This window comes from Pseudomonas sp. LBUM1672 (assembly GCF_059695655.1).
The window spans coordinates 307,030-331,928 of record NZ_CP166781.1 but is presented as its reverse complement, the minus strand read 5'-3'; the positions used below and the strand labels follow the sequence as shown (position 1 = coordinate 331,928).

The window sequence follows — 24,899 nt, the reverse complement described above, 5'->3', positions numbered from 1 at the left end:
GGGCTACCGAAATCCATGGCGTTCCCAAGAGTGCCTTGAGCCCGACACACTGTCTACTGGCCTTTTGATAACAGCCGTATGCATATCGTTGAAATAACGGGTGTGACCGTCACTGCGGTAGATAGATACCGCACTCCACTCCACCGCATCTGATTAATTGCCAACACCCGGCGACAGGCCGGTTTTTTATATTAATCAGAGACAACGCTCTATGAATTCGATCCCCTTACTTCTTGCCAGCGCTGTGTGCTCACTGTGCATTCCGTGCTTTGCAAACGGCAGCGATTATGGCGAAGGCCTGCAGAACCTGACGCCTTCCGTAGTCCTTGAAAACACCGACGGCTCCCGCGACCACTGGCAAGGCATCGGGCGCCTGACGACCGGCTCAGGCAACTGTACCGCGACCCTCCTGGATACCCGCGATGAACTCGAGCGGCCTGGAACTCCTGCTTACGTGCTCACTGCGGGCCACTGCATTGAATGGACCAATGGCAACATCGTCACAGACAAACCGGTTAACGGCACCCTCATATTCAACTATTTCACTGACAGCACCGCGTTCAAGACCTATCCGCTGAAGTCGACGACATGGCGGAGCATTCAAGGCGTTGATATGGCCATCGTCGAACTGGATGTCAGCCTTCAGAAGCTCATCGAGAATGGTGTACAGCCATTGAAACTGGCGCGTGAAACACCAGCGGACGGGACCGACGTATTGATCGTCGGGGCGCCAAAAGGCTTTGATCAAACCACGTTGCGGATGTCGGCCTGTGCTCTGCAACCGGCGCAGGAAATAGTTGAAGGCGCCTGGGTATGGCGCAACACGTTCATGACACGCTGTCAGGATATCCGGGGAGGCGGATCAGGAAGCCCGCTACTCGATCGCTCCTCCAATGAGATCGTTGGAGTGATCGGGACAGGAAATTTTGATGAAGGCCTTGTTCCATGCCGCGTGCATGCTCCTTGCACACTCGCTGGAGAGGCTTATCAGGCAATACCGGGAAATGTCTACGGCAATCCGACGGCATTTCTCAACGGGTGCTTCTTGGAAGGCCGGATCGCAAAAAACCCGCCGTCGTCTTGCCAACTCTTCCCGGCGTTCACCATCGACAATGACGCTACCACGCTGGAAAGTTATCAACGGGTCAAACATCAGGATGACGGCTCAATTGCCATTCCGACCTGGAACTATCGATTCTCTATCAGCACCGACTTCTATCGCCATAAAACCGTGCGCAAGGCAATGGAGTGCGAGAACCCTCATCACTACAGCGATGTCGAGGGCTCAGCGAATGCCTTCATCAATTCCGAAATAGGGAGTGAACCCGGTCTCTATTTTCTGTGCATTCTCGGATTGGATTCTGCGACGCAAAAACCCGAATCGGGGCTTCTGAAAAATGCACTGTCCCTGCCAGTCGAGATACTGGATAACCAGCCAACCACCCCGCCTGTTCTGTCAATCGTCACCGAAGTTTTTGTGACCCTCGCGAAAACGGAGGAGCCGCACAGGACCTATTCGATAAAATATGGTCCCGCCGCAACAACAGACTGCAATCAACCTGACAAATACAGGAACAACATGGAAATGGATTTCTTCGTTCCAAGCGACAAGCTTCCGGGCAAGCTCTGCTCTATTGCCTACGACAAGTCGGGGCAGGCGTCAGCGCCGAGGGTCGACTTGTTGGGCTCCTCGACAGACACTCACGAAGCGGCGACTCCCATGGCTGAAGTTGCCAACTGACATCGGCCCGGAAGTTTTTTTCCGGACGCGTTATCGCATCACGATGCCGCGATGGGCCATGTAGGCCTTGGCTTCCTGCACGGTGTATTCGCAAAAGTGGAAAATACTCGCTGCCAACACCGCGCTGGCGTGGCCTTCGATGATGCCGTCGGCCAAATGCTGCAGGTTGCCGACGCCACCGGAGGCGATCACCGGGATACCCAGGGCATCGCTGATGGCGCGTGTAACGCCCAGGTCGAAGCCGTTTTTCATGCCGTCCTGGTCCATGCTGGTCAGCAGGATTTCGCCGGCACCGAGGCCTTCCATTTTCTTCGCCCATTCAACGGCGTCGAGACCGGTAGGTTTGCGGCCGCCGTGGGTGAAGATTTCCCAGCGCGGGGTTTCGCCCGGGCCGGAGACTTTCTTGGCGTCAATGGCGACGACGATGCACTGCGAACCGAAATGCTGAGCGGCTTCGCCCACGAATTCCGGGTTGAACACCGCTGCGGTGTTGATCGAGACCTTGTCCGCGCCAGCGTTCAGCAGGTTGCGAATGTCCTGCACGGTTCGCACGCCGCCGCCGACGGTCAGCGGGATGAACACCTGGCTGGCCATGCGCTCGACGGTGTGCAGCGTGGTATCGCGGCCATCGACGCTGGCGGTGATGTCGAGAAAGGTAATCTCGTCGGCACCCTGCTCGTCGTAGCGACGGGCGATTTCCACCGGGTCACCGGCATCACGAATGTTCTCGAACTTCACACCTTTGACGACCCGGCCGTTGTCCACGTCCAGGCAAGGGATGATGCGTTTGGCCAGCGCCATGGTCAGTCCTCAGCCTTTGTACGAATCGCAGAAAGCTTGCGCTTCAGCGACGTCGAGGGTGCCTTCGTAGATCGCCCGGCCGGTGATCGCGCCGATGATGCCGGGCGCCTTGGCGTCGAGCAGCGACTTGATGTCACCCAGATTGTGGATACCGCCGGAAGCGATGACCGGAATGCGTGTGGCAGCAGCCAGCGCAGCGGTGAACGGTACGTTGCAACCCTGCATCATGCCGTCTTTGGCGATGTCGGTATAAACGATCGCGGAAACGCCATCGGCTTCAAATTGTTTGGCCAGGTCGATGACCTGAATGGTGCTGATCTCAGCCCAGCCGTCGGTGGCCACGAAGCCGTCTTTGGCGTCCAGACCGACGATCACTTTGCCCGGGAACGCGCGGCAGGCTTCAGCCACGAAGGCCGGGTCTTTCACGGCTTTGGTGCCGATGATCACGTAGCTCACGCCCGCTTTGACGTAGTGCTCGATGGTTTCCAGGGAACGGATACCGCCGCCGATCTGGATCGGCAGGTTCGGGTAGCGCTTGGCAATCGCGGTAACGACTTCGCCGTTGACCGGCTGGCCTTCGAAAGCGCCGTTCAGGTCGACCAGATGCAGACGGCGGCAACCGCCTTCCACCCACTTGGCTGCCATGCTCACCGGGTCATCGGAGAACACCGTGGAATCTTCCATGCGGCCCTGGCGCAGACGAACACAGGCACCGTCCTTGAGATCGATAGCGGGAATAATCAGCATCTGGCAAACCTTCAAATTCGAGTGTTCAGCTTCGCTCGGAAATCAGTTTTTCTCGAGCGCCCACAAGTCGCTTTCGATGCTTTCGAACCTCTCTTTGAGGTGCGTCTGCACATCGAAAATCGCCCTGTTGTAATAGTGCGGCGCAATTTCACGGGTAAACAGCTCAAGGATTTCGGCCGCTTCGAACGAACCCAGGTCCAGTTCGAAGCGATCCTCCATGAAGCGTTTGATCTTGTGATTGGCCTCGTTCTCCTGTTCAGGAGTGAGGGTCAGGATCGGCGGCTTCTTCTTGACGGCCATTTACCAGCGACCGTCCCACGCAGCGAAGTTCTGCAGCAATTGCAGGCCATGGGTATGGCTCTTCTCCGGGTGAAACTGCACGGCGAAGCGCGAGCCATCGGCCAGCGCCGCGGCGAAATCGACACCGTAGTGACCGCCACCCACCACCTGCCGCGCATTGCCGGCGGCGATGTAGTAGCTGTGCACGAAGTAGAACCGCGCCAGGTCCGGAATGTTGTGCCACAGCGGGTGACTCACCGTCTGCTTCACTTCGTTCCAGCCCATGTGCGGGACTTTCAGGTGTTCGCCGTCTTCATGCAGGTCTTTGCCGAAAAACTTCACCGCGCCCGGGAACAGGCCGATGCAGTCAACGCCATCGTTCTCTTCGCTGCTGTCGAGCAAGGCTTGCATGCCGACGCAGATGCCGAGGAACGGACGGTCCTGGCTAACTTCGCGCACCAGCGAATCGAAGCCCAGGCGACGGATCTCCGCCATGCAATCGCGAATCGCGCCGACACCGGGGAAAACCACCCGATCGGCTTCGCGAATCACATCGGCATCGCTGGTGATCAAGACCTTGCCGGCACCGACGTGCTCAAGGGCCTTGGCCACCGAGTGCAGGTTGCCCATGCCGTAATCGATAACCGCGACCGTCTGCATTACAGAACGCCTTTGGTCGACGGCATCTGACCGGCCATGCGATCATCGAGCTCTACGGCCATGCGCAGGGCGCGGCCGAATGCCTTGAACACGGTTTCGATCTGGTGGTGGGTGTTGGTGCCACGCAGGTTGTCGATGTGCAGGCTGACCAGCGCGTGGTTGACGAAGCCCTGGAAGAATTCCTGGAACAGGTCCACGTCGAAACCGCCAACGGTGGCGCGAGTATAGGGAACGTGCATCTGCAGGCCAGGACGGCCGGAGAAGTCGATCACCACGCGCGACAGCGCTTCATCGAGCGGCACGTAGGCGTGGCCATAGCGACGGATGCCTTTTTTGTCGCCGATGGCTTTGGCGAAGGCCTGACCCAAGGTGATACCGACGTCTTCCACGGTGTGGTGGTCGTCGATATGCAGGTCGCCTTTGCTGACGATATCCAGGTCGATCAGCCCGTGACGGGCGATCTGGTCCAGCATGTGCTCAAGAAAAGGAACACCGATATCAAATCGGGCCTTTCCGGTGCCATCCAGGTTGATCGAGGCTTTGATCTGGGTTTCCAGAGTGTCGCGCTCGACTGACGCCTTACGTTCGGCCATCACCAGCTCCGCAAAATCATTGGGCGAAAAAGGCAGCCATTATAGGGGCGCGGGCGCGAAACAGAAACACGGGAGGTGATATGACTGACGGACAGAACACCGCGCTGTCGGGGATAGACATGTCCATACAAGCCATTTGCACGCACCACAGAACAAATGTGGGAGTGAGCCTGCTCGCGATGAGGCCCGCACATTCAACATCTCTGTCGACTGTCAGACCGCTATCGCGAGCAGGCTCGCTCCCACAGGGGTATCGCGTTTACTTAACTTAGTGGAACAGGACAGCCGTTTTCTGCAGCGTCACCCAAACACCCCACGCCAACGGAATACCCACCACCAGCCACGCAGCTACTGCCAACGGCTTGGTGCCCGCATCCGCTTTCCACTCCAGCACGGTGCTGGCATCAGCACCCTTGTCGTGGCCCAGCGCCTGTTCGGCGGCCAGTTCAGCGTCGGTCATGAAGTACTTGTCGGCCACCGGGCGAACCATCAGGTTGCACAGGAAGCCCAGCACCAGCAGGCCTGCGAGGATGTACAAGGTGATGTCGTAAGCCGCAGCGCGTTCAACGCCGATGCTCAGCTGATACTCGCGCAGGTAGTTCACCAACACCGGACCCAACACGCCCGCCGCTGCCCATGCCGTCAGCAGACGACCGTGGATCGCGCCAACCATTTGCGTACCGAACAGGTCCGCCAGGTAAGCCGGCACGGTCGCAAAACCACCGCCGTACATCGACAGGATGATGCAGAACGCCGCCACGAACAGCGCAACGTTGCCCAGGTGACCGAGGTTCGGAATCAACGCGTACAGCGCAAAACCGAGGGCGAAGAACACGAAATAGGTGTTTTTACGGCCCAGATAATCCGAGAACGAAGCCCAGAAGAATCGGCCACCGATGTTGAACAAGCTCAACAAACCGGTGAAACCGGCAGCGATGGCAGCAATCGACGCCAATTGCGCGGCGTCCAGCTGACCAAACGTCTGATCAGTGCCAAGCAATTTGCCCGCGAAGACTTCCTGCAACAGCGGCGACGCCATGCCCAGGATGCCGATACCCGCCGACACGTTCAGGCACAGCACCAGCCACACCAGACGGAACTGCGGGGTTTTCCACGCCACATTCACGTGGACGTGGCGGTGAGTGATCATCGCGTTCGAAGCTTTCTTCGCCGGAGCAGTCCAGCCTTCAGGCTTCCAGCCGGTTGGCGGCACGCGGTAGGACAGTGCGCCACCGATCATGAACACGAAATAGATCGCGGCCATCACCAGGAAGCTCTGCCATACGCCGACGCTCTCTGCCGAAGCGAAGTGGCCCATCAAGGCTGCGGCCAATGGAGCACCGACCATCGCACCACCCCCGAAGCCCATGATTGCCATGCCGGTCGCCATGCCGCGCTTGTCCGGGAACCACTTGATCAGGGTCGACACCGGCGAGATGTAACCCAACCCCAGACCGATACCGCCAATAACCCCGGAGCCGATCCACATCAGCCAGATCTGGTGGGTATAAACCCCCAGCGCCGAGATCAGCAGGCCACCGCACCAGCACAAAGCCGATACGACACCCGCCTTGCGCGGCCCGGCGTGCTCCAGCCAGCCGCCCCAGATCGCTGCCGAGCAGCCGAGGAAGATGAAGAACAGGGTGTAGATCCAGCCGAGCATCGAGATCGGCCAGTCACATTGCGAAGAGAAAACCTGCGAGATGAAGCTCATGTCCGGTGCGCAGGCCACTGCCTTGGTCACGCCCAGGGCTTTGGACAGCGGCAGCCAGAACACCGAGAAGCCATAGGCCATGCCGATGCAGAGGTGGATGGCCAAAGCGGCCGGTGGAACCAGCCAACGGTTGAAACCGGGCTTGGCGATGATGCGTTCCTTGGACAGGAACGCGGGCTGATCGGCTTTGAGGCCGTCCGCCGTGATGCTCGTGGTCATTGTGTATCCCCCAATTATTAGTATGGTTCGCCAGCCACTCTTCACCCCCAGCCTTATGCGCACGCATGACTGTCTTTTTCAGGGTGAAGCTCCATTTTGGTGCGACATCACGTCGCAGAAGGACGGACGAACTGGCAGAGGTTACCATCTGTACGTGACAGAAAAACCAAAGTGATATCACCTTTCTGTAAGTCGTCTGTTCTCGTACCACTGAAGGAACCGCCATGCCGATCATTGTCGAGCCGCTGAACGAAGCCACTTATCAGGATCAGCAAGACCTGCAAAAGATTTACCGCGACGCCCCGGACTGGCTGTTCGCCCCGTTTTCCGGGGATGCGCAGCTGATCGAAGGCTGCCTGGGCGACGGTTCGCTGATCGCCGGACGCTTCAATGATCGACTGCTCGGTGCGGCCCGTTTGCAACGGCACCAGGACGTCTGGCACTTGTCCCAACTTTGCGTGCGAAAAATTACCCGTCGTCGAGGCGTTGCCGAGCGGATGGTGAACGAAGCGCAGAAGATGGCGTCGCAATCGGGCGCGACATTGCGTTTGCTTGCACCTGCCGGGCATCTCGAAGCACAAGCCCTGGCCGCCAAGCTGAAAGTGCCGCTGGATGTGTTGCCGGCGTGATCGCTGACCGGTCGTCCGCTTCGGAGCGCTATACTCCCCGGCTAAATTTCGAATTCGACTAACTACAAGGACTCGCCCATGAAAGCGTTCGGCAAAATCCTGGGTCTGGTACTTCTCGGGCTGTTGCTGATCATTGTGGCGCTGGGCTTTGCCCTGACCCACCTTTTCGATCCCAACGACTATAAAGACGAGATTCGCCAGATTGCCCGCGACAAGGCCCACATCGAGCTGACGCTCAATGGCGATATCGGCTGGAGCCTGTTTCCGTGGCTTGGCCTGGAATTGCACGAAGCCAGTGTCGCGACCCTGGCCAAGCCCACCGAGCCATTTGCCGACTTGCAGATGCTTGGCCTGTCCGTGCGCGTGCTGCCGCTGCTGCGCCGCGAAGTGCAGATGAGTGACGTGCGCGTCGAAGGCTTGAACCTGCGCCTGAGCCGCGACAAAGATGGCCATGGCAACTGGGAAGACATTGGCAAGGCCCCGGCGCCAGCTACCCCGGCGGCCACGCCTGGCGAACCGGCTCCTGCGCCAGACACCACCGCCCAGGCGGAAAAACCGGCCCAGCCGATTCGCCTGGACATCGACAGCCTGACCGTCAACAACGCCCGCGTTGAATACAACGACGAGAAGACCGGCAAGCAGTTCAGCGCCGAAAGCATCCAGCTGAGTACCGGCCCGGTCCACGACTCGACCAACATTCCAGTCAAGCTCACCGCGTTCCTCGGCACCAATCAGCCGGTTTTGCGCGTACGCACCGAGCTCAATGGCGAGCTGCGTTTCGAACGCGCCTTGCAGCGCTACAAATTCGAAGACATGAAACTCTCCGGCGAAGTCGCCGGCGATCCGCTGCAAGGCAAGACCATGACCTTCGCCGCCCAAGGCCAGTTGCTGCTGGATAAAGCCGCGAACGTCGCCGAATGGACCGGCATCAAAATCTCCGCCAACCAATTGCGCGCATTGGGCGAACTGAAGGTCAACGACCTCGACAAGACGCCGCAAATCAGCGGCGGCATTTCGATCGCCCAGTTCGACCTGGCGAAATTCGTCGACAGCATCGGCCAGAAACTCCCGGTCATGGCCGAAGGCAGCCTGAGCAAGGTCGAGCTGGTCAGCCGTCTGGCGGGCACGCCTGCGAGCCTGTCGCTCGACAACATCAACCTGAAAGTCGACGACAGCAGCTTCAGCGGCCGCATCGCCGTCGAGGACTTCGCCAAGCAATCGCTGCGCGCAAACCTCAAGGCTGACACCTTCAACGTCGACCGTTACCTGCCGCCAAAATCCGCCGAAGCCAACAGCGCGACTCAAGTGCGCCAGGCCGAAGTCGCCAGCACAGAGGCCGATGCCATGGCAGGCGCCGGCAGCACACCGTTGCCCGCCGCACCGACCAAAACAGCATGGAGCACTGAACGCCTGTTGCCGGTAGAACGCTTGAGAAAACTCGACGTGGACGCCGACCTGACCTTCGGCCAGTTGACCCTCGACAAACTGCCGATCCAGAACGCAGCACTCAAGGCCACCGGCCAAGGCGGCCTGCTGACCCTGGAGAACCTGCGCGGCGATCTGTACGGCGGCAACTTCGAAGCCAAGGGCACCCTGGACGTGCGCCAGGAAGTGCCGGCGCTGAACATGCAGACGCGCATCACTAAAGTGCCGGTGGAAAAAATCCTCGAAAGCCAAGGGAAGAATCCACCGGTCCAAGGCCTGGTAACGCTCAACAGTGCGCTGACTGGCAGCGGCAATAGCCAGCAAGCGCTAATCGAAACGCTCAACGGCAACGCCAGTTTCGTCATCAACAACGGCGTGCTGCTCAATGCCAACCTCGAGCAACAGCTGTGCAAAGGCATCGCCACCCTGAACCGCAAATCCCTCAGCGGCGAGCCACGGGGCAAGGACACACCGTTCCAGGAGCTCAACGGCAACCTGACGTTCCGTAACGGCGTGGCCAGTAACCCTGACCTGAAAGTGCGCATCCCGGGCATGACCGTGAAGGGTGATGGCGATGTCGACCTGCGGGTGCTGGGCATGGATTACCGCGTCGGCGTCATCGTCGAAGGCGACAAGAGCGACATGCCGGACCCGGCGTGCCAGGTCGGCGAGAAGTTCGTCGGCATCGAATGGCCGCTGCGCTGCCGTGGCCCGCTTGAGCTGGGCGCCAAGGCTTGCCGCCTCGATAACGAACGTATGGGCCAGGTCGCGAGCAAGCTGGCGGGCGAGCGGATCAGCGAAAAAATCGACGAGAAGCTTGGCGACAAGGTCAGCCCTGAACTGAAAGACGCGCTGAAGGGGCTGTTCAAGCGATGAGAGCCGAGCAGTTTTCATCGGCGGTGCTGGACTGGTACGACCGCCACGGCCGCCACGATTTGCCCTGGCAACAAGGCATCACGCCGTATCGAGTGTGGGTCTCGGAGATCATGTTGCAGCAAACCCAGGTCAGCACCGTGCTGAATTACTTCGACCGGTTCATGGCCTCGCTGCCGACGGTCGAGGCGCTGGCCGCTGCGCCGGAAGACGAAGTGCTGCACCTGTGGACCGGCCTCGGTTACTACACCCGCGCGCGTAATTTGCAGAAGACCGCGAAGATTGTCGTGGCCGAGTACGGTGGCGAGTTTCCCCGGGATGTCGAAAAGCTTGTCGAGTTGCCGGGGATCGGCCTGTCTACGGCCGGTGCTATCGCCAGCCTGAGCATGGGCCTGCGGGCGCCGATCCTCGACGGCAACGTCAAACGCGTGCTGGCGCGCTTTACCGCGCAAGAGGGTTATCCGGGCGAGCCGAAAGTCGCCAAGCAGCTGTGGGCGAACGCTGAGCGCTTTACGCCGCATGATCGGGTCAACGCCTACACCCAGGCGATGATGGATCTGGGCGCCACGCTTTGCACACGCAGCAAACCGAGCTGCCTGCTGTGCCCGCTGGAAAAAGGCTGCGAAGCACACATGCTCGGCCTGGAAACCCGCTACCCGATCCCCAAGCCGCGCAAAACCGTGCCACAGAAGCGCACGTTGATGCCAATGCTCGCCAACGGCGAAGGCGCGATTCTGCTTTACCGCCGGCCCTCCACGGGCTTGTGGGGCGGTCTCTGGAGCCTGCCGGAACTCGACGACCTCAACGACCTGCAACATCTGGCCACGCAGCACTCACTGGAACTGGGCAACCAACAAGCGCTGCCGAGCCTGGTCCACACCTTCAGCCACTTCCAGTTGTCCATCGAACCCTGGCTGGTGCAGGTCCAGGATGCCGGCCATCACGTGGCCGAGGCCGACTGGCTCTGGTATAACCTCGCCACCCCGCCGCGCCTGGGCCTTGCCGCCCCGGTCAAGACCTTGCTCGAACGCGCGGCCGCCGTATTGAACGCAGGAGAGTCGTCATGACCCGCACCATCATGTGCCGCAAGTACAAAGAAGAATTGCCCGCCCTTGAGCGCGCTCCATTCCCGGGCGCCAAAGGTCAGGACATTTTTGACCACGTCTCGGCCAAGGCCTGGGCCGACTGGCAGAAACACCAGACCCTGCTGATCAACGAAAAACGCCTGAACATGATGAACGCCGAAGACCGCAAATACCTTCAGGGCGAGATGGACAAGTACTTCTCCGGCGAGGAATACGCCAAGGCTGACGGCTACGTTCCACCGGCAGAATAATCCCGATTTATCGGGGGTCGGAACGTAAGCGACGGTAATAGTTAAATTTTTTTGAAAACTTGCTTGACGACCCCCTGAAAAACCCGTTTAATGCGCCCCGTTGCCCAGATAGCTCAGTCGGTAGAGCAGGGGATTGAAAATCCCCGTGTCGGCGGTTCGATTCCGTCTCTGGGCACCAAATACCGAAAACCCTGAATCGCAAGATTCAGGGTTTTTTTATGCCTGGGATTTGATAACGACAATCCACCGCAGCACAGATGCCGGAAAAACAATCACTCTTTAGTACTCGGGCACGATGATGGCACCGTGCTATGATTTTGCGCGTGCATGGAATATAGCCAACATTGATCCTGATGCCCCCCACATCCGAATCAGTCGATACAGGATAGAGACAGCGCAAGGAGTGCGTGCTTTTCACCCCTCCCCGCAAAACACTGCCCTTCCCTGTTCGACGACACGAAGCCAGCCTTCCAGGCACGCTCCCTTCTCGAAAGCCCTGAACATGGAACAGTTATGTCCGACATCAATGAACTGAAAGACAAGGTCAACACCAAAACCTTGAACATGGTCCTGCTGTCGATTGCGACCGCCGGGATCTACTTGCTGTTGTGGTTGTACAAGAGCAACCAGAAGATCAACGAAACGACGAAAATCAAAGTGGTCGACGACACTTACGTGATTTGGGTCGCTGTCTGCCTTGGCTGGAGCGGCGCGTTGTCGAACCTGGGCGACGTGTTGTTCGACTCGCTTTCCGGCATTCTGCTGATCGCATTGAACGCGCTGTACATCGTGTGGGCCTTCAAGGCAAAAAACGCGCTGTCGGAATACGCTCTCAACGAGCACAAAATCGACTTGCGCATGAACGGGTTCTATACGTTCTTCCTGAACATTTTTTACGTGAATTACTGCATCAACGACTTGCCTGAAGAACAGCGCAAACAACTGATCCTGCGCGGCCAGACGACGCAAGCCTGATCAATCGGCGGGCGGCAGTCTCGAAGGACTGCCACCGTCACTCATCACCCTTCCAGTTGAACACCAGATTACGCACACCAGCGCTGTCGACATCTGTCGTGTCGCGCTTTGCCTCACCGTTACGGGTGGCGACGACGGTGTACTTGCCAGCCGGTAACTGTACATATACCAAAGGCCCTGCCTGACTGAGTGTCAGCACTGATTGCCCTTGAGCACTCTGAATAACCAATTCCACGTCCGGCACATATTTGCCCTCCGGCCCAATGGAAAAGGTCATGTGCAGGTTGTAGCCGGTCGTTTGCTGAATGGCCTTCGCTTCATCCTCGCCAATACCGCCGGACAAATAGGTAATCCCGTCCTGTTCCTGCCGCTGAATCTGCACGCCTGAACTGTCGATGGGCTCGAGGCTCGCAGCCCACGACGTGGCTGGAAACATCAATACGCCAATAGCGACGATGGGCAACATGAGTGAATGGAGGTACTTCATGATGACGACTCCTGGGCTTCACAGCGCCCTCCTGGTCCTTCACTTTTGATTTGCCGGGCGATGTCCAAGTTTTAGATTGATTCGACCTTGAGATCACTGCGAAATGGACTACGCCTTGTATTCCTCAAACACGCGCAGCCGTCGGCACGATCCTGCAAAACGAATCCGGCATTTCCTGCGGATTTCCCGGCCACGCCCTGCATCGCCACCCTGCCCTCTCTTGGCATTCTCTTTCGCCTGTTCCTCCAGCCGCGGAAGACTTCATGAGCATCGTCAAAACCGAAAACACTCAAGACCCACAACTTGCCTCTCTGGTGGGAAACCTTGGAGAACTGATACGTCAGGCACGCCAGAAGGTGTTGCGAGCGGTCGATACCGTTCAGGTGCAAACCTGCTGGCAGATTGGAAGGCATATTGTCGAGTTTGAGCAGGAGGGGGCTCGGCGGGCGGCATACGGCAAGCGCTTGCTTCCAACACTGGCCAAAACTCTTACTACGCAATTTGGAAAAGGTTTTGATGAACGCAACCTGCGCTATATGCGGGACTTTTATCAGACCTTTCCAATTTGGGACGCAGTGCGTTCCGAATTGAGCTGGACCCACTACCGCAGGCTACTGCGTGTCGATAATGAACACGCCCGTCACTGGTACATGAACGAATCTGCCATACAAAACTGGTCATCCCGCGCCCTGGAACGCCAGATCAACACCCTGTACTACGAACGTTTGTTAGCAAGTCGCGACCGCCCCGCCGTCAAACAGGAAGCCGCAACCAACATCCAGAAAATGAACGCACACCCTAGAGATTTCATCAGGGATCCGGTAATGCTGGAATTTCTGGGCCTGACCCAGGAAACCGATCTCGAACAAGCACTGATCCAGCAGCTTCAAGCCTTCCTGCTTGAACTGGGCAAAGGCTTTGCCTTCATCGCCCGCCAACAACGCATCAGCACCGACAGCAAAGACTTCTACATCGACCTGGTGTTCTACATCTACCTGCTCAATTGCTTCGTTATCTTCGATCTAAAGCGCGGCGAACTGACCCACCAGGATGTCGGCCAGATGGACATGTACGTGCGGATGTACGACGACCTCAAACGCGGACCGGAAGACGGCCCTACCGTCGGCATCATTCTCTGCGCGCAAAAAGATGAGTCGGTGGTGCGCTATTCAGTACTGGAAGGCAATGAGCAACTGTTCGCCAGCAAGTACAAACTAGTGCTGCCGAGCGAAGAGGAACTGCGTGCAGAACTGGATCGAGAACGGGCGGCAATCGAGGAGCGACTGCTTGATCTGACCCCCTGATAAATACGGGCTGATTGTTCACAGGCGGTGTGAGGACTATCGTTGGCAACTACCCGCAAAGGTCCAAAGCCGATGAATTTGCAGGACATGCCTTCCCTGACACCGACTCAAATCGAATTGTCGCTGACCACCGACACCGCTGGAGAACCGTTCAAGGAGCCCGCCGCAGACGCCTTCATCCTCGGCGGCTTCACTTGGCGGCACGCCTCTCAGGACCGCGCGCGCCCGGTCGTCGTGATCAACGCAGCCACCTCGGTTCGTTGCCGGCACTATTCGCGTTTCGCCGACTATCTGTTCACCAATGATTTCGATGTCATCACCTATGACTACCGCGGCATCGGCGAATCGCGGCCAACGTCGTTGAAAGGGCTGGAGGCGTCCTGGTCTGATTGGGGCGTGCTGGATTTCGAGGCGATGCTCAAGCGCGCTCAGCGCGAATTCCCTGGCCAGCCCATCGACGTGGTCGGCCACAGCTTTGGAGGCTGTGCAGCGGGCCTGGGAGCGTCTGGGCATTTGATTCGGCACTTGGTGACGGTCGGCGCGCAATTCGCGTACTGGCGCGACTATGCGCCCGCCCATCGCTGGCGGATGTTCGGCAAGTGGCACGTGGTGATGCCGTTGATGACCCTGCTTTACGGCTACTTCCCCGGCAAACGTCTCGGCTGGCTGGAGGACACGCCCGCCGCAGTGGTTCGCGACTGGAGCACGCCCACTGCGCGCTACGAAACGCGGCCCAGCGGTCGTGTCATGCACGCAAAAACCGGCCGGCTTCCCTTTGCATCAGTCACCGCAAAAACCCTGGCCATCAGCATCAGCGACGATCCTTACGGTACGATCGCCGCCATTGAACGCCTGCTCGGCTACTTCACCGGCAGCACAAACACCCACCTGCGAATCGCCCCGGAAGACATCGGCGAAAAAGAAGTCGGACATTTCGCCTTTTTTCGCAGCGCATACCAAGCCACACTATGGCCCATTGCATTGTCCTGGTTGCAGACCGGCGAACTGGCCACCGATACACCGGGGCGCAAGTGCCACGCAACTGATTGACCCGCCCCTCTCACCGAATGACGGAATTTCACCCATGGCATCCGCCAACAAGCAGAACAAACGCGCTTCCCGCGCCAAGGCAAAGGCCAAGCAAAACCGCACCCAGCGGGCTGCCGCGCCGGTCGAGCTGGACCCGAACGATGATCGCATCGACTTCGAATCGGTGGACCTGACTGAACTGTTCAAGAAAATGATCGATGCCGAAAAAACCAGCCAGCAAGCGATGTGCTTGGCCTTCCTCGAAGACCCGCTGCTGGAACTGGTGTACGAGCAGGAAGGCGAAGAAGGCGCGATGGATTTCATCCTCGCTGCGCTGATCGAATATCGCCAATGGTCCACCGAGGCCGATGAAGCCGGCGCCCTGGCGTGGATCGAATCACCGGCCTTCCAGGCTGACTACGTCGCGGCGTCCGACGTCATTGCGGCCCAAACCCAACAGAAAGCGAACTGAATTTAATGGCATCCCTGAACAAGCAGCAAAAACGCGCCAAGCGGGCCAAGATCAAAGCCAGACAGATCAACATCCACGGCCGCAAACCCGCCGCGCTGGACGATGACCTGGGTGAAATCGGCGAGCCGATTCCGGAATACACGCTGGCAATGTTCAGCAAAATGCGCGACGCCGAAGCCATCAGCCGCAACGACATGCTGCTGGCCCTGTTGTCGGACCTCGCCGGGATCATCAGCGACCATCCAGAACTGCTGGACATGGAAAACGCCGACAACGAAGCCATGGCCGCCACTCACCTGGCCGCCGACATGTTGATCGACTACCGCATGTGGGCCGACGGCATGGACCGCGATGCCGCACAAGCCTGGCTGACCGATCCGCAGTTCATCACCGATTTTGGCGATGCGCTGGACAGCTATCGTCAGTCACTGGATGCGCAGGAAGAAAAGAGCGAATAAACCCTCGCCCTTGAAAGCAAAAACGGCCGCTTGTCATCACTGACAGCGGCCGTTTTTTTATGTCCATTTCCAAAGCTCATCGACCTCTCGTCATCGGGCAGGTATATCCCATTGACATATCCCAATAGAGATCTATTCTCTGGACTCAGACGCCCGTAAAAACGCAGGAGGCCACAATGGAACAGACTACCCTTTTCATGAGCAATCGAAGCCAGGCTGTCCGTCTGCCGAAAGCTGTGGCGATGCCAAGTGACGTCAAACGGGTCAACGTATTTGCCATCGGTCGGGCTCGCATCATTACGCCTGCAGACGAGACATGGGATAGCTGGTTCGATGGAGATAACGTCAGCCCAGATTTTATGACTGATCGCCAACAACCCGCTGATCAGGAGCGTGAGTCGTTCTGATGATCAAGTTCATGCTCGATACCAATATCTGCATCTTCACCATCAAGAACAAACCGCAAATAGTCAGAGAAGCTTTCAACTTGCATGACGGACAGTTATGCATCAGCGCGATTACGCTGATGGAGTTGATCTACGGTGCCGAAAAATCAGCGACCCCCGAAAAGAACATCGCCGTAATTGAAAGTTTCACAGCCCGCCTTGAAGTTTTCCCTTTCGACAATGAAGCAGCTGCGCATACCGGAATGATCCGGTCCGAGCTAGCGAAGGCCGGAACGCCCATTGGTCCCTATGACCAAATGATTGCCGGACATGCGCGCTCACGAGGGTTAATTGTCGTCACCAACAATCTGCGTGAGTTCGAACGGGTGCCAGGATTACGTGTAGAGGATTGGGTTCATCCCGATTGAATCGAATAAAGCTAACGAAAAAAAACGGCCGCTTGTCATCACTGACAGCGGCCGTTTTTTTCACACCTGACTTACAACAATCAGGCAGCAACACCTTCCAGACGCGGAATTTCAATACCGATCTTGGCGCTGGCATAGCTCAGATCGCCTTTGGCGATGGATTGAGCCTTGTAACCGGCACCGATCAGGTCCTGCACGTACAGCTTGTTGTAGATGAACATGAACACAAGGTTGCTGAGGCTGAACGTGAAGCAGGCCACCACGAACATGATCGCCGCCCACTTGAAATCACCACGGAACAAGGCCGGGAAAAAGCCAAAGAAAAATACGGTCCACGAGAAGCCGATTGGCGCTTCTTTCATGGCACCGGTGTTAGGGTTTTTGAACACAACCGATGTAAACGCCATGCCTGACTCCTTGATGCCCCAATGGGTTGGCTGAATGGCCGGGCTAGCTCCATGCAGCGCTATAAACGGCAAGCACACGCAAATGCATCTGTGACTTGCGTCAGATGAGGAGCAGGCAAGAAAGGGTCGGGGGCTTTAGCCAGAAAGGCTGGGGGCGTCGAACAATCCGTGTCCTGAAACTCCATCGCATCCCGCAACAGCGAGATACACATTCGACGAGAAGGCTACTATCTAGCCATCATCGTGTCCATCAGGTAACCGCTCGATAACTCGCCTGAATGAAAGCAAAAACGACCGCGATCATTTCTGATGGCGGTCGTTTGTGTGGTTCAACAGCGGTCGGCTTGAGTCAAACCACTCAGCGCGCTACCGCTGCGATCAACTTCTCGTTGCGACGACGGCGCGCCACAAACAGGCCCGCAGCCACGACCAACAAGCTCAGCAGACCGGTCGCGAGGATCTCCACGCGATGGGCTTCCTGGAACAGCATGATGGTCAGGGCGGCGACGATGAAGATGATCACCGCGTAGGTCAGGACCGGGAACAGCCACATGCTGAAGACGATTTTTTCACCGCGAGCCATACGCTGTTTGCGCATACGCAGTTGCGAAATCGCGATCACCAGGTACACCAGCAGCGCGATGGCGCCAGAACTGGCCAGCAGGAATTCGAACACCGCAGCCGGGGCCACGTAGTTGGCGAACACGGCGAGAAACGCGGCGCCAGTGGACAACATGACGGCCCAGTACGGCGTGCCGCTTTTGTTGGTGCGCTGGGAAACGGCCGGTGCATCACCGCGCTTGCCCAGGGAGAACATCATGCGCGATGCAGTGTAAAGCGCCGAGTTCAGGCAGCTGGTCACAGCGACCAGCACCACGATGTCGACGATCAGCTTGGCATTCGGGATGCCCATGCGCTCAAGCACGGTCTGATAGGAACCGACGGCGGCCAGCACCGGGTCATTCCATGGCACCAGGGCCACGACGATGAAGATCGACACGAGGTAGAACAGGCCGATCCGCCAGATCACCGAGTTGGTGGCCTTGGAGATCTGCTGGCCTGGGTTCTTCGATTCCGCGGCCGCGATGGTCACGATCTCGGTGCCCATGAAGGAAAACATGGTAGTCAGAATGGCTCCGAGTACCGCGCCCATGCCGTTCGGCAGGAAGCCCTGGGTGTCGAACAGATGGGAAACGCCGCTGACCTGGCTGTTCGGCAAGAAGCCGAAGATCGCCATGATGCCGAGGCCAATGAAGCCGATGATCGCGATGACTTTGACCAGGGCGAACCAGAATTCGAACTCACCGTAGTTCTTCACGCTGAACAGGTTGGTCACTGTCAGCAGCAAGGTGATAACCAGGGTGAAAGCCCAGATCGCCACGTTGGGGAACCAGGCATGCAGGATGGTCGCGGCGGCGTTGGCTTCCAGCGGGATCACCAATACCCAGAACCACCAGTACAACCAGCCAATGGTGAAACCGGCCCAGTGACCGATCGCGCGATCGGCGTAGGTCGAAAAGGAGCCTGTATCTGGCGACGCAACAGCCATCTCGCCGAGCATGCGCATGACCAGAACCACCAGAGCACCGGCGGCAGCGTAAGCCAACAGAACAGCCGGACCGGCGGCGGCGATGGCATGGCCCGAGCCGACGAACAGCCCTGCGCCGATAACCCCGGCGATCGACAACATGGTCACGTGACGCGGTTTGAGCCCCTGTTCGAGGCCATTGGAACTTGGGGTACTGCTCATTGAAACTACCTTTGTAAGGGAAAGCGGTGTGCTTGCATCCCGTCTGGCGTTCCTTCTCGTAAAAAGAAACCAACAGGGCGTTTCGGATTCTGCACGCAATAATTGCGCCAAAATGTTTCAAACTCCTTATGCGCGGGGGCTGTGGCGTGACCGGACAGTCATCGCAAGTCATTGAGATTAATGGCAATTCGCCAGAGCGTTACCCTGCGACCCACTTTGGGAACGAACCAGCGCACCAGAAACACACCCGAAAATGTCACGACGCACAATAAAAGTGCAGATCAGGAACGTTTGGCCGGTTAGCGCTTCCAACACCCCGTCAAAGCTGGCAACATCGCGCCCTTTTTTACGCGACACCCGCGGGGCAGCTGGTTCAAACGGCTGTTCGGTTGATAGCAGCGCGACAGTCTGCTGTACCGATGCGACAACCTGCCACATGCCACCCGTTTACCGCCCGTAGCGCTGTTGGCTGCCATTCGAACGCTATGCTAGCTTGGCCGCCTCGCCAGGAAGGCCAACCAACAGCAGGAGCGAAACACTATGAGGAACGCACATGGCTGAGGCCACGCCCGCGCTTGAAATCCGCAACTTGCACAAACGCTACGGACAGCTTGAGGTGCTCAAAGGCATCTCGCTGACCGCCCGCGACGGCGACGTGATCTCGATCCTGGGTTCTTCCGGTTCCGGCAAGTCCACGTTCCTGCGTTGCATCAACCTGCTGGAAAACCCGCACCAGGGCCAGATCCTGGTGGCCGGCGAAGAACTCAAGCTCAAAGCCGCCAAGAACGGCGAACTGGTCGCTGCCGACGGCAAGCAGATCAACCGCTTGCGCAGCGAGATTGGTTTTGTATTTCAAAACTTTAATCTTTGGCCGCACATGAGCGTGCTCGACAACATCATCGAAGCGCCGCGCCGCGTACTCGGTCAAAGCAAGGCCGAAGCCATCGAAGTCGCCGAAGCCCTGCTGGCCAAGGTCGGCATCGCTGACAAACGCCACGCCTATCCGGCGCAACTGTCCGGCGGCCAGCAACAACGCGCCGCCATCGCCCGCACGCTGGCGATGCAGCCGAAGGTGATTCTGTTTGACGAACCCACCTCCGCCCTTGACCCGGAAATGGTCCAGGAAGTACTTAATGTCATCCGCGCATTGGCCGAGGAAGGCCGCACCATGCTGTTGGTCACCCATGAAATGGGCTTCGCCCGTCAAGTGTCCAGCGAGGTGGTGTTCCTCCACCAGGGCCTGGTAGAAGAGCAAGGATCGCCACAGCAGGTGTTCGAAAACCCGCTTTCGGCGCGCTGCAAACAATTCATGTCCAGCAACCGCTAACGGAGCTACCCGCATGCAGAACTACAAAAAAATCTTCCTGGCGGCCGCCGTCACCCTGGCGTTCAGCGCCGGTGCCGCCGCCGAAACCTTGAAGATGGGCATCGAAGCGGCCTACCCGCCGTTCAACAACAAAGATGCCAGTGGCAATGTCGTCGGCTTCGACAAAGAAATCGGCGACGCCCTGTGCGCCAAGATGAAAGTCGACTGCACCGTGGTCACGTCCGACTGGGACGGCATCATCCCGGCCCTGAACGCCAAGAAGTTCGACTTCCTGATCTCCTCGATGTCGATCACCGACGAGCGCAAGCAAGCGGTGGACTTCACCGAACCGTACTACTCGAACAAACTGCAGTTCATCGCGCCGAAAGACAAAGAGTTCAAAACCGACAAGGATTCCCTGCAGGGCAAAGTGATCGGCGCACAACGTGCGACCCTCGCCGGCACCTGGATGGAAGACAACATGCCCGGCGTTGAAGTCAAACTCTACGACACTCAGGAAAACGCTTACCTCGACCTGACTTCCGGTCGTCTGGACGGCATCCTGGCGGACAAGTACGTCAACTATGAGTGGCTGAAAAGCGACGCCGGTCGTTCGTATGAATTCAAGGGCGACCCGGTGGAAGAAAGCGACAAGATCGGTATCGCTGTGCGTAAAGGCGACACCCTGCGCGCGAGGCTGAACCTTGCCTTGAAAGAAATCGTCGAGGACGGCACTTACAAGAAGATCAACGACAAGTACTTCCCGTTCAGCATCTATTGATTCTGACTTGCCTGGCTGGCGCCGCTCTCTGACGGCGCCAGCCCCTGGCATTGCCTGCTGCAAATTGAAAAGAAATCCATGACTATCGATCTCTACGGATTCGGCCCGGCGCTCGCCGCTGGCGCGCTGATGACTGTGAAACTGGCACTCTCGGCCTTGTGCCTGGGGCTGGTGCTCGGTCTGCTCGGCGCCTTGGCCAAGACTTCCCCGTACAAGCCGCTGCAGTGGCTTGGCGGTACGTATTCGACCCTGGTGCGCGGCATCCCTGAATTGCTCTGGGTGCTGTTGATCTACTTCGGTACGGTCAACCTGATGCGTGCACTGGGCGAGTTCTTCGGCAATCCCGACCTCGAACTCAACGCCTTCGCCGCTGGCGTGATTGCGCTGGGGCTGTGCTTTGGCGCCTACGCCACGGAAGTGTTCCGCGGTGCGATTCTGGCGATTCCCAAAGGTCACCGTGAAGCGGGCGTAGCCCTGGGCCTGTCGAAATTCCGCATCTTTACCCGGTTGATCATGCCGCAGATGTGGCGCATCGCCCTGCCCGGCCTGGGCAACCTGTTCATGATCCTGATGAAAGACACCGCGCTGGTGTCGGTGATCGGCCTGGAAGAAATCATGCGCCATGCGCAAATCGGCGTGACCGTGTCCAAACAGCCGTTCACCTTCTATATGGTGGCCGCGTTCATGTACCTGGGCCTGACCATTTTGGCCATGACCGGTATGCACTTCATGGAAAAACGCGCCGCTCGCGGCTTCGCGAGGAGCACCCAATGAACTGGGAAGTCATCATCAAGTGGCTGCCGAAACTGGCCCAAGGCGCGACGCTGACCCTGGAACTGGTGGCCATCGCTGTGATCGCCGGGTTGCTGCTGGCGATTCCGCTGGGCATCGCGCGCTCGTCGCGCCTGTGGTGGGTGCGGGCATTTCCCTACGGCTACATCTTCTTTTTCCGTGGCACGCCGTTGCTGGTTCAGTTGTTCCTGGTCTATTACGGCCTGGCGCAGTTCGACGCGGTTCGTAACAGCTCGATGTGGCCGTACCTGCGCGATCCGTTCTGGTGCGCCACGGCAACCATGACCCTGCACACGGCGGCCTACATCGCCGAGATCCTGCGCGGCGCGATTCAAGCGATTCCGCCGGGCGAGATCGAAGCCGCACGCGCCTTGGGCATGTCCAAAGCCAAGGCGCTGTTCTACATCATCCTGCCCCGTGCCGCGCGCATCGGCCTGCCGGCCTACAGCAACGAAGTGATCCTGATGCTCAAGGCCAGCGCGCTGGCCAGCACCGTGACCCTGCTGGAACTGACCGGCATGGCCCGCACGATCATTGCCCGGACCTACCTGCCGGTGGAGATCTTCTTCGCCGCGGGCATGTTCTACCTGCTGATGGCTTACGTGCTGGTTCGCGGCTTCAAGCTGCTGGAGCGCTGGCTGCGCGTCGATGCCTGCCAAGGGCGTTGATTCCCACGTGCTGACGGGCGACGCCTTACTCGCCCGTTTCCTGGCGCTGGATGCTTTTCTGATTGAGCATCAGGCGTTGTGGAAACCTCGTCCGTTTACTCATCTGCAGCTTCCTTGGGAAGCGTCCTACCCGGAACTGGCGATTTGGCTACGGGGGCGGTCGCTGGAGGAGGCGGAAAGCAGTCATAACCAACCATGTTTACTGGATGCGCCGGAGCCGTTTGCTTCGTTGGCGGCGTTGTCTCTTGAGCTGAGTTCGGTGGGTGAGATGCCGGCGCATGCACTGGAGGCCGCCGGGCATCGATTGAATGTTGATGTGCCGGGGCGCAAGTGGCAGCAGATTGAGGCATTTGCCAGTCGCTTGGCGTTTACCTCGCCGCCGAAGCATTGGCTGGATTGGTGTTCGGGCAAGGGCCACTTGGGTCGGCGTTTGCTGCAACCCGGGCAACAACTGACGTGTCTGGAATACGACCCGGCGCTGGTTGCCAGTGGTCAGGCACTTAGCCAACGTCATCACTTGCATGCGCTGCATGTCGAACAGGATGTACTCGCGGTGGATGCTGCGGCTATGTTGAATGCCGATCACACGCCAGTAGCGCTGCACGCCTGCGGGGATCTGCATGTACGGTTGATGCAGCTCGCCAGTGCGGCAGGCTGCAAACAGTTGGCCATCGCGCCCTGCTGCTATAACCGGATCAACCTTCCTGCGTACCAAGCGCTTTCCCCGACCGGTTTGCGATCCGACCTACAACTCTCGCTCGACGATCTCTCGCTGCCGATGAGCGAAACTGTCACCGCCGGGGCTCGCGTCCGACGCCAGCGCGATACCTCCATGGCCCGGCGCTTGGGTTTCGACCTGTTACAACGGCAACTGCGCGGCATTGACGACTACCTGCCGACCCCTTCCTTGCCCAGTACCTGGCTGGACAAATCCTTTGCCGACTACTGCCATCATCTGGCCGAGCTGAAAGAGTTATCCACAGTCGGCCCGCAAGATTGGTCCGCACTCGAAGCCGCTGGCTGGCAACGACTCGCCGAAGTACGCAACCTGGAACTGCTGCGCGGCCTTTTCCGACGCCCGCTGGAGCTTTGGCTGGTACTCGATCGGGCTCTTTTCCTCGCCGATCAGGGTTACACCGTTCGGCTCGGAACCTTCTGCGAAACCCCGCTCACGCCGCGCAACTTCCTGCTCCTTGCCGAACGCCCATAAAAATCCAAAGCCTGTGGATAACTCTGTTGATGAAATTATCGTGGATCCAATATAAGCAGCTGTTTCAGGGGTGAAACGCAACTGTTCAATTTTCGTACACCTGATAAAAAACCGAGAAAAACAGGCATTTGCGCACAAATGAGAACGGGTCCACAAAAAAGTCATGAGCGCCGTTTCTGAGTACGCCCGTTGTGCATAAGCATCAGACGAAAACTACATAACCGCCGAAACCCGGTCGCGCTCGGCGGAAAATTGCGTGCCGCGACCACCCTTGTTATACAGGCAGACAGGAGCGCCAACAGCGCGCCGAAGAACAAGAAATCTCTGACAGACAGGAAGCCACAGTGACGTTCATTTCTTACGCACAGAATTTCGAAGACATACGCCTGTGGCGCGCCCTCAAAACCGTGGAAGACGGCTTCTACATCGACGTCGGCGCCAACCACCCCACCCACGACTCCGTGACCAAAGCTTTCTATGACCGTGGCTGGACTGGCATCAATGTCGAACCGATGCCCATTTACTACGACGCCCTGTGCCAGGAACGCCCCAACGACACCAACCTGCAATGCGTGGCCGGCGAAAGCGCCGACGACCTGACCTTCTATGGCATCGCCGGTACCGGCCTCTCGACACTGGACCCGGCGATGGCGCAAATGCACAAAGACGCCGGCATGGACGTGCGCAGCCAAACCGTCCAGTCCCGCACCCTGACCTCCATCTGCGAAGAACACGCCCAAGGCCGCGAGATTCACTTCCTGAAAATCGACGTCGAAGGCCACGAAGAAACCGTCCTGCGCGGCATGGACTTCACCCAATGGCGTCCGTGGATCATCCTCATCGAAACCCCGTGGGACCGCGACCAAGTCTGGGAAACCCTCGTCACCGGCGCCGGCTACCACTCCATCCTGTTCGACGGCATCAACACTTACTACCTCGCCGAAGAACACCTGAACCTCAAACCCGCCTTCGACATCCCGCCGTGCAACCTGGACGAGTTCCAGTTCTGTAAAGGCCACAACTTCAGCCACCCCGTCAGCGACGCCGAACACCAGCTCGCCGCCGCTGTGCAACGCGCCGAACAGGCCGAAGCGCAGCTGCGAGCGATGCAAAACAGCCGCACCTGGAAAGCTCTTCAGAAACTCAAGAAAACCCTGCTCCGCGCCTGACTTGAAGGCTGCGTAAAAATAGTCTGAATTCAGGGGTTTACAGAACCAATCCAATCGCTATAATCGTCGCCCTAACACGCCGGTATAGCTCAGTTGGTAGAGCAACTGACTTGTAATCAGTAGGTCCCGGGTTCGACTCCTGGTGCCGGCACCATACAAAACAAAGCCCCTGCAGAAATGCAGGGGCTTTGTTGTTTCTGGAACGTCCACTTTTCGTCCACACACTGGAACCTGTGGGAGCGAGCCTGCTCGCGATGAGT

The 24,899-nt window shown here is 58.4% G+C and carries 27 protein-coding genes and 2 tRNA genes; 20 read left to right on the top strand and 9 right to left on the bottom strand.

Annotated elements, in window-relative coordinates:
• Positions 1 to 211 precede the first annotated feature (211 nt).
• Positions 212 to 1,741, top strand: a complete 1,530-nt coding sequence (locus ACA053_RS01555; RefSeq protein ID WP_497315006.1) for a trypsin-like serine peptidase — start codon at positions 212 to 214, stop codon at positions 1,739 to 1,741.
• 30 nt (positions 1,742 to 1,771) lie between these two features.
• Here ACA053_RS01555 and hisF read toward each other — a convergent pair whose 3' ends face one another.
• From hisF to ACA053_RS01525, 6 genes are all read right to left on the bottom strand, one after another.
• Positions 1,772 to 2,542 carry an imidazole glycerol phosphate synthase subunit HisF gene (gene hisF / locus ACA053_RS01550; RefSeq protein WP_497394405.1) on the bottom strand — a complete coding sequence of 257 codons (771 nt, stop codon included), beginning with the start codon at positions 2,540 to 2,542 and terminating at the stop codon, positions 1,772 to 1,774.
• 9 nt (positions 2,543 to 2,551) lie between these two features.
• Complete coding sequence (gene hisA, locus ACA053_RS01545) at positions 2,552 to 3,289, bottom strand: 1-(5-phosphoribosyl)-5-[(5-phosphoribosylamino)methylideneamino]imidazole-4-carboxamide isomerase (RefSeq protein WP_010464588.1); 738 nt, start codon at positions 3,287 to 3,289, stop codon at positions 2,552 to 2,554.
• Between the two features lie 42 nt (positions 3,290 to 3,331).
• Positions 3,332 to 3,589 (bottom strand): DUF2164 domain-containing protein, encoded by a 258-nt coding sequence (locus tag ACA053_RS01540; protein WP_008024930.1) that lies wholly within the window; start codon positions 3,587 to 3,589, stop codon positions 3,332 to 3,334.
• Positions 3,590 to 4,228: an imidazole glycerol phosphate synthase subunit HisH gene (gene hisH / locus ACA053_RS01535; protein WP_090176778.1), complete on the bottom strand. Its 639-nt coding sequence runs from the start codon at positions 4,226 to 4,228 to the stop codon at positions 3,590 to 3,592. It lies immediately after the preceding gene.
• Positions 4,228 to 4,821 carry an imidazoleglycerol-phosphate dehydratase HisB gene (gene hisB / locus ACA053_RS01530; protein WP_003218037.1) on the bottom strand — a complete coding sequence of 198 codons (594 nt, stop codon included), beginning with the start codon at positions 4,819 to 4,821 and terminating at the stop codon, positions 4,228 to 4,230. Before hisB ends, hisH begins: the two co-directional genes overlap by 1 nt.
• A 268-nt stretch (positions 4,822 to 5,089) precedes the next feature.
• A complete protein-coding gene (locus ACA053_RS01525) occupies positions 5,090 to 6,754 on the bottom strand; it encodes an OFA family MFS transporter (RefSeq protein WP_109627467.1) in 1,665 nt (554 codons plus the stop codon).
• 224 nt (positions 6,755 to 6,978) lie between these two features.
• Here ACA053_RS01525 and ACA053_RS01520 point away from each other — a divergent pair, with 224 nt between their 5' ends.
• The 6 genes from ACA053_RS01520 (at position 6,979) to ACA053_RS01495 (ending at position 11,992) form a co-directional block, all read left to right on the top strand.
• On the top strand, positions 6,979 to 7,383 hold the full coding sequence (locus ACA053_RS01520; protein WP_497394404.1) for an acetyl-CoA sensor PanZ family protein: 405 nt from the start codon (positions 6,979 to 6,981) through the stop codon (positions 7,381 to 7,383).
• 78 nt (positions 7,384 to 7,461) lie between these two features.
• The gene (locus ACA053_RS01515) at positions 7,462 to 9,684 is read left to right on the top strand and encodes an AsmA family protein (RefSeq protein WP_497394403.1); all 2,223 of its coding nucleotides are present in this window, start codon (positions 7,462 to 7,464) and stop codon (positions 9,682 to 9,684) included.
• A complete protein-coding gene (gene mutY, locus ACA053_RS01510) occupies positions 9,681 to 10,748 on the top strand; it encodes an A/G-specific adenine glycosylase (protein ID WP_497394402.1) in 1,068 nt (355 codons plus the stop codon). The genes ACA053_RS01515 and mutY overlap by 4 nt, the downstream gene beginning before the upstream one ends.
• A complete protein-coding gene (locus ACA053_RS01505; protein ID WP_010464608.1) occupies positions 10,745 to 11,017 on the top strand; it encodes an oxidative damage protection protein in 273 nt (90 codons plus the stop codon). The genes mutY and ACA053_RS01505 overlap by 4 nt, the downstream gene beginning before the upstream one ends.
• Before the next feature lie 102 nt (positions 11,018 to 11,119).
• Positions 11,120 to 11,195, top strand: a tRNA-Phe gene (locus ACA053_RS01500).
• Positions 11,196 to 11,530: 335 nt separating this feature from the next.
• Positions 11,531 to 11,992 carry a DUF4234 domain-containing protein gene (locus ACA053_RS01495; protein WP_010464610.1) on the top strand — a complete coding sequence of 154 codons (462 nt, stop codon included), beginning with the start codon at positions 11,531 to 11,533 and terminating at the stop codon, positions 11,990 to 11,992.
• A gap of 37 nt (positions 11,993 to 12,029) precedes the next feature.
• On the opposite strand, the gene ACA053_RS01490 is transcribed toward ACA053_RS01495, so the two are convergent.
• A complete protein-coding gene (locus ACA053_RS01490; protein WP_497314999.1) occupies positions 12,030 to 12,479 on the bottom strand; it encodes a carboxypeptidase regulatory-like domain-containing protein in 450 nt (149 codons plus the stop codon).
• Positions 12,480 to 12,742: 263 nt separating this feature from the next.
• On the opposite strand from ACA053_RS01490, the gene ACA053_RS01485 reads away from it, so the two are divergent.
• From ACA053_RS01485 to vapC, 6 genes are all read left to right on the top strand, one after another.
• A complete protein-coding gene (locus ACA053_RS01485; RefSeq protein ID WP_497314997.1) occupies positions 12,743 to 13,783 on the top strand; it encodes a PDDEXK nuclease domain-containing protein in 1,041 nt (346 codons plus the stop codon).
• 72 nt (positions 13,784 to 13,855) lie between these two features.
• Positions 13,856 to 14,833, top strand: a complete 978-nt coding sequence (locus ACA053_RS01480; protein WP_497394401.1) for an alpha/beta hydrolase family protein — start codon at positions 13,856 to 13,858, stop codon at positions 14,831 to 14,833.
• 34 nt (positions 14,834 to 14,867) lie between these two features.
• Complete coding sequence (locus ACA053_RS01475) at positions 14,868 to 15,284, top strand: hypothetical protein (protein ID WP_109627451.1); 417 nt, start codon at positions 14,868 to 14,870, stop codon at positions 15,282 to 15,284.
• A 5-nt stretch (positions 15,285 to 15,289) separates the two neighbouring features.
• Positions 15,290 to 15,742, top strand: coding sequence for a hypothetical protein (locus tag ACA053_RS01470; RefSeq protein ID WP_497314993.1), 453 nt, complete (start codon positions 15,290 to 15,292; stop codon positions 15,740 to 15,742).
• A 176-nt stretch (positions 15,743 to 15,918) separates the two neighbouring features.
• Complete coding sequence (gene vapB / locus ACA053_RS01465; RefSeq protein ID WP_497314992.1) at positions 15,919 to 16,149, top strand: type II toxin-antitoxin system VapB family antitoxin; 231 nt, start codon at positions 15,919 to 15,921, stop codon at positions 16,147 to 16,149.
• The gene (vapC, locus tag ACA053_RS01460) at positions 16,149 to 16,556 is read left to right on the top strand and encodes a type II toxin-antitoxin system tRNA(fMet)-specific endonuclease VapC (protein ID WP_497394400.1); all 408 of its coding nucleotides are present in this window, start codon (positions 16,149 to 16,151) and stop codon (positions 16,554 to 16,556) included. Before vapB ends, vapC begins: the two co-directional genes overlap by 1 nt.
• 80 nt (positions 16,557 to 16,636) lie before the next feature.
• Here the strand turns inward: vapC and ACA053_RS01455 are convergent, their stop codons facing one another.
• The gene (locus ACA053_RS01455; protein ID WP_497314988.1) at positions 16,637 to 16,963 is read right to left on the bottom strand and encodes a hypothetical protein; all 327 of its coding nucleotides are present in this window, start codon (positions 16,961 to 16,963) and stop codon (positions 16,637 to 16,639) included.
• A 358-nt stretch (positions 16,964 to 17,321) separates the two neighbouring features.
• On the bottom strand, positions 17,322 to 18,713 hold the full coding sequence (gene gabP, locus ACA053_RS01450; RefSeq protein WP_109627448.1) for a GABA permease: 1,392 nt from the start codon (positions 18,711 to 18,713) through the stop codon (positions 17,322 to 17,324).
• 553 nt (positions 18,714 to 19,266) lie between these two features.
• On the opposite strand from gabP, the gene ACA053_RS01445 reads away from it, so the two are divergent.
• The 7 genes from ACA053_RS01445 to ACA053_RS01415 all read left to right on the top strand — a co-directional run bounded on the left by ACA053_RS01445 (position 19,267) and on the right by ACA053_RS01415 (position 24,793).
• Positions 19,267 to 20,040: an ABC transporter ATP-binding protein gene (locus tag ACA053_RS01445; RefSeq protein ID WP_007897462.1), complete on the top strand. Its 774-nt coding sequence runs from the start codon at positions 19,267 to 19,269 to the stop codon at positions 20,038 to 20,040.
• 13 nt (positions 20,041 to 20,053) lie between these two features.
• Positions 20,054 to 20,800 carry an ABC transporter substrate-binding protein gene (locus tag ACA053_RS01440; protein WP_109627446.1) on the top strand — a complete coding sequence of 249 codons (747 nt, stop codon included), beginning with the start codon at positions 20,054 to 20,056 and terminating at the stop codon, positions 20,798 to 20,800.
• Between the two features lie 78 nt (positions 20,801 to 20,878).
• Positions 20,879 to 21,574, top strand: coding sequence for an ABC transporter permease (locus ACA053_RS01435; RefSeq protein WP_059406395.1), 696 nt, complete (start codon positions 20,879 to 20,881; stop codon positions 21,572 to 21,574).
• Entirely contained in the window at positions 21,571 to 22,260 is a 690-nt protein-coding gene (locus ACA053_RS01430) for an ABC transporter permease (RefSeq protein WP_109627445.1), read from the top strand. The genes ACA053_RS01435 and ACA053_RS01430 overlap by 4 nt, the downstream gene beginning before the upstream one ends.
• Positions 22,241 to 23,470, top strand: coding sequence for a methyltransferase (locus ACA053_RS01425; RefSeq protein ID WP_497394399.1), 1,230 nt, complete (start codon positions 22,241 to 22,243; stop codon positions 23,468 to 23,470). The genes ACA053_RS01430 and ACA053_RS01425 overlap by 20 nt, the downstream gene beginning before the upstream one ends.
• Before the next feature lie 344 nt (positions 23,471 to 23,814).
• A complete protein-coding gene (locus ACA053_RS01420) occupies positions 23,815 to 24,639 on the top strand; it encodes an FkbM family methyltransferase (protein WP_497314981.1) in 825 nt (274 codons plus the stop codon).
• A gap of 78 nt (positions 24,640 to 24,717) precedes the next feature.
• Positions 24,718 to 24,793: transfer RNA gene (locus ACA053_RS01415), tRNA-Thr, on the top strand.
• The last annotated feature ends 106 nt before the right edge of the window (positions 24,794 to 24,899 follow it).

Bases quoted from the DNA above. Each gene is read 5' to 3' on its own strand.
- hisF (WP_497394405.1), bottom strand. From the start codon at position 2,542: ATGGCGCTGGCCAAACGCATCATCCCTTGCCTGGACGTGGACAACGGC.
- ACA053_RS01445 (WP_007897462.1), top strand. From the start codon at position 19,267: ATGGCTGAGGCCACGCCCGCGCTTGAAATCCGCAACTTGCACAAACGC.
- ACA053_RS01425 (WP_497394399.1), top strand. From the start codon at position 22,241: ATGCCTGCCAAGGGCGTTGATTCCCACGTGCTGACGGGCGACGCCTTA.
- ACA053_RS01490 (WP_497314999.1), bottom strand. From the start codon at position 12,479: ATGAAGTACCTCCATTCACTCATGTTGCCCATCGTCGCTATTGGCGTA.
- hisA (WP_010464588.1), bottom strand. From the start codon at position 3,289: ATGCTGATTATTCCCGCTATCGATCTCAAGGACGGTGCCTGTGTTCGT.
- ACA053_RS01520 (WP_497394404.1), top strand. From the start codon at position 6,979: ATGCCGATCATTGTCGAGCCGCTGAACGAAGCCACTTATCAGGATCAG.
- ACA053_RS01505 (WP_010464608.1), top strand. From the start codon at position 10,745: ATGACCCGCACCATCATGTGCCGCAAGTACAAAGAAGAATTGCCCGCC.
- ACA053_RS01455 (WP_497314988.1), bottom strand. From the start codon at position 16,963: ATGGCGTTTACATCGGTTGTGTTCAAAAACCCTAACACCGGTGCCATG.
- hisB (WP_003218037.1), bottom strand. From the start codon at position 4,821: ATGGCCGAACGTAAGGCGTCAGTCGAGCGCGACACTCTGGAAACCCAG.
- gabP (WP_109627448.1), bottom strand. From the start codon at position 18,713: ATGAGCAGTACCCCAAGTTCCAATGGCCTCGAACAGGGGCTCAAACCG.
- ACA053_RS01475 (WP_109627451.1), top strand. From the start codon at position 14,868: ATGGCATCCGCCAACAAGCAGAACAAACGCGCTTCCCGCGCCAAGGCA.
- ACA053_RS01435 (WP_059406395.1), top strand. From the start codon at position 20,879: ATGACTATCGATCTCTACGGATTCGGCCCGGCGCTCGCCGCTGGCGCG.
- ACA053_RS01485 (WP_497314997.1), top strand. From the start codon at position 12,743: ATGAGCATCGTCAAAACCGAAAACACTCAAGACCCACAACTTGCCTCT.
- ACA053_RS01525 (WP_109627467.1), bottom strand. From the start codon at position 6,754: ATGACCACGAGCATCACGGCGGACGGCCTCAAAGCCGATCAGCCCGCG.
- ACA053_RS01515 (WP_497394403.1), top strand. From the start codon at position 7,462: ATGAAAGCGTTCGGCAAAATCCTGGGTCTGGTACTTCTCGGGCTGTTG.
- ACA053_RS01495 (WP_010464610.1), top strand. From the start codon at position 11,531: ATGTCCGACATCAATGAACTGAAAGACAAGGTCAACACCAAAACCTTG.
- hisH (WP_090176778.1), bottom strand. From the start codon at position 4,228: ATGCAGACGGTCGCGGTTATCGATTACGGCATGGGCAACCTGCACTCG.
- ACA053_RS01430 (WP_109627445.1), top strand. From the start codon at position 21,571: ATGAACTGGGAAGTCATCATCAAGTGGCTGCCGAAACTGGCCCAAGGC.
- ACA053_RS01540 (WP_008024930.1), bottom strand. From the start codon at position 3,589: ATGGCCGTCAAGAAGAAGCCGCCGATCCTGACCCTCACTCCTGAACAG.
- vapC (WP_497394400.1), top strand. From the start codon at position 16,149: ATGATCAAGTTCATGCTCGATACCAATATCTGCATCTTCACCATCAAG.
- ACA053_RS01555 (WP_497315006.1), top strand. From the start codon at position 212: ATGAATTCGATCCCCTTACTTCTTGCCAGCGCTGTGTGCTCACTGTGC.
- ACA053_RS01440 (WP_109627446.1), top strand. From the start codon at position 20,054: ATGCAGAACTACAAAAAAATCTTCCTGGCGGCCGCCGTCACCCTGGCG.
- vapB (WP_497314992.1), top strand. From the start codon at position 15,919: ATGGAACAGACTACCCTTTTCATGAGCAATCGAAGCCAGGCTGTCCGT.
- mutY (WP_497394402.1), top strand. From the start codon at position 9,681: ATGAGAGCCGAGCAGTTTTCATCGGCGGTGCTGGACTGGTACGACCGC.
- ACA053_RS01470 (WP_497314993.1), top strand. From the start codon at position 15,290: ATGGCATCCCTGAACAAGCAGCAAAAACGCGCCAAGCGGGCCAAGATC.
- ACA053_RS01480 (WP_497394401.1), top strand. From the start codon at position 13,856: ATGAATTTGCAGGACATGCCTTCCCTGACACCGACTCAAATCGAATTG.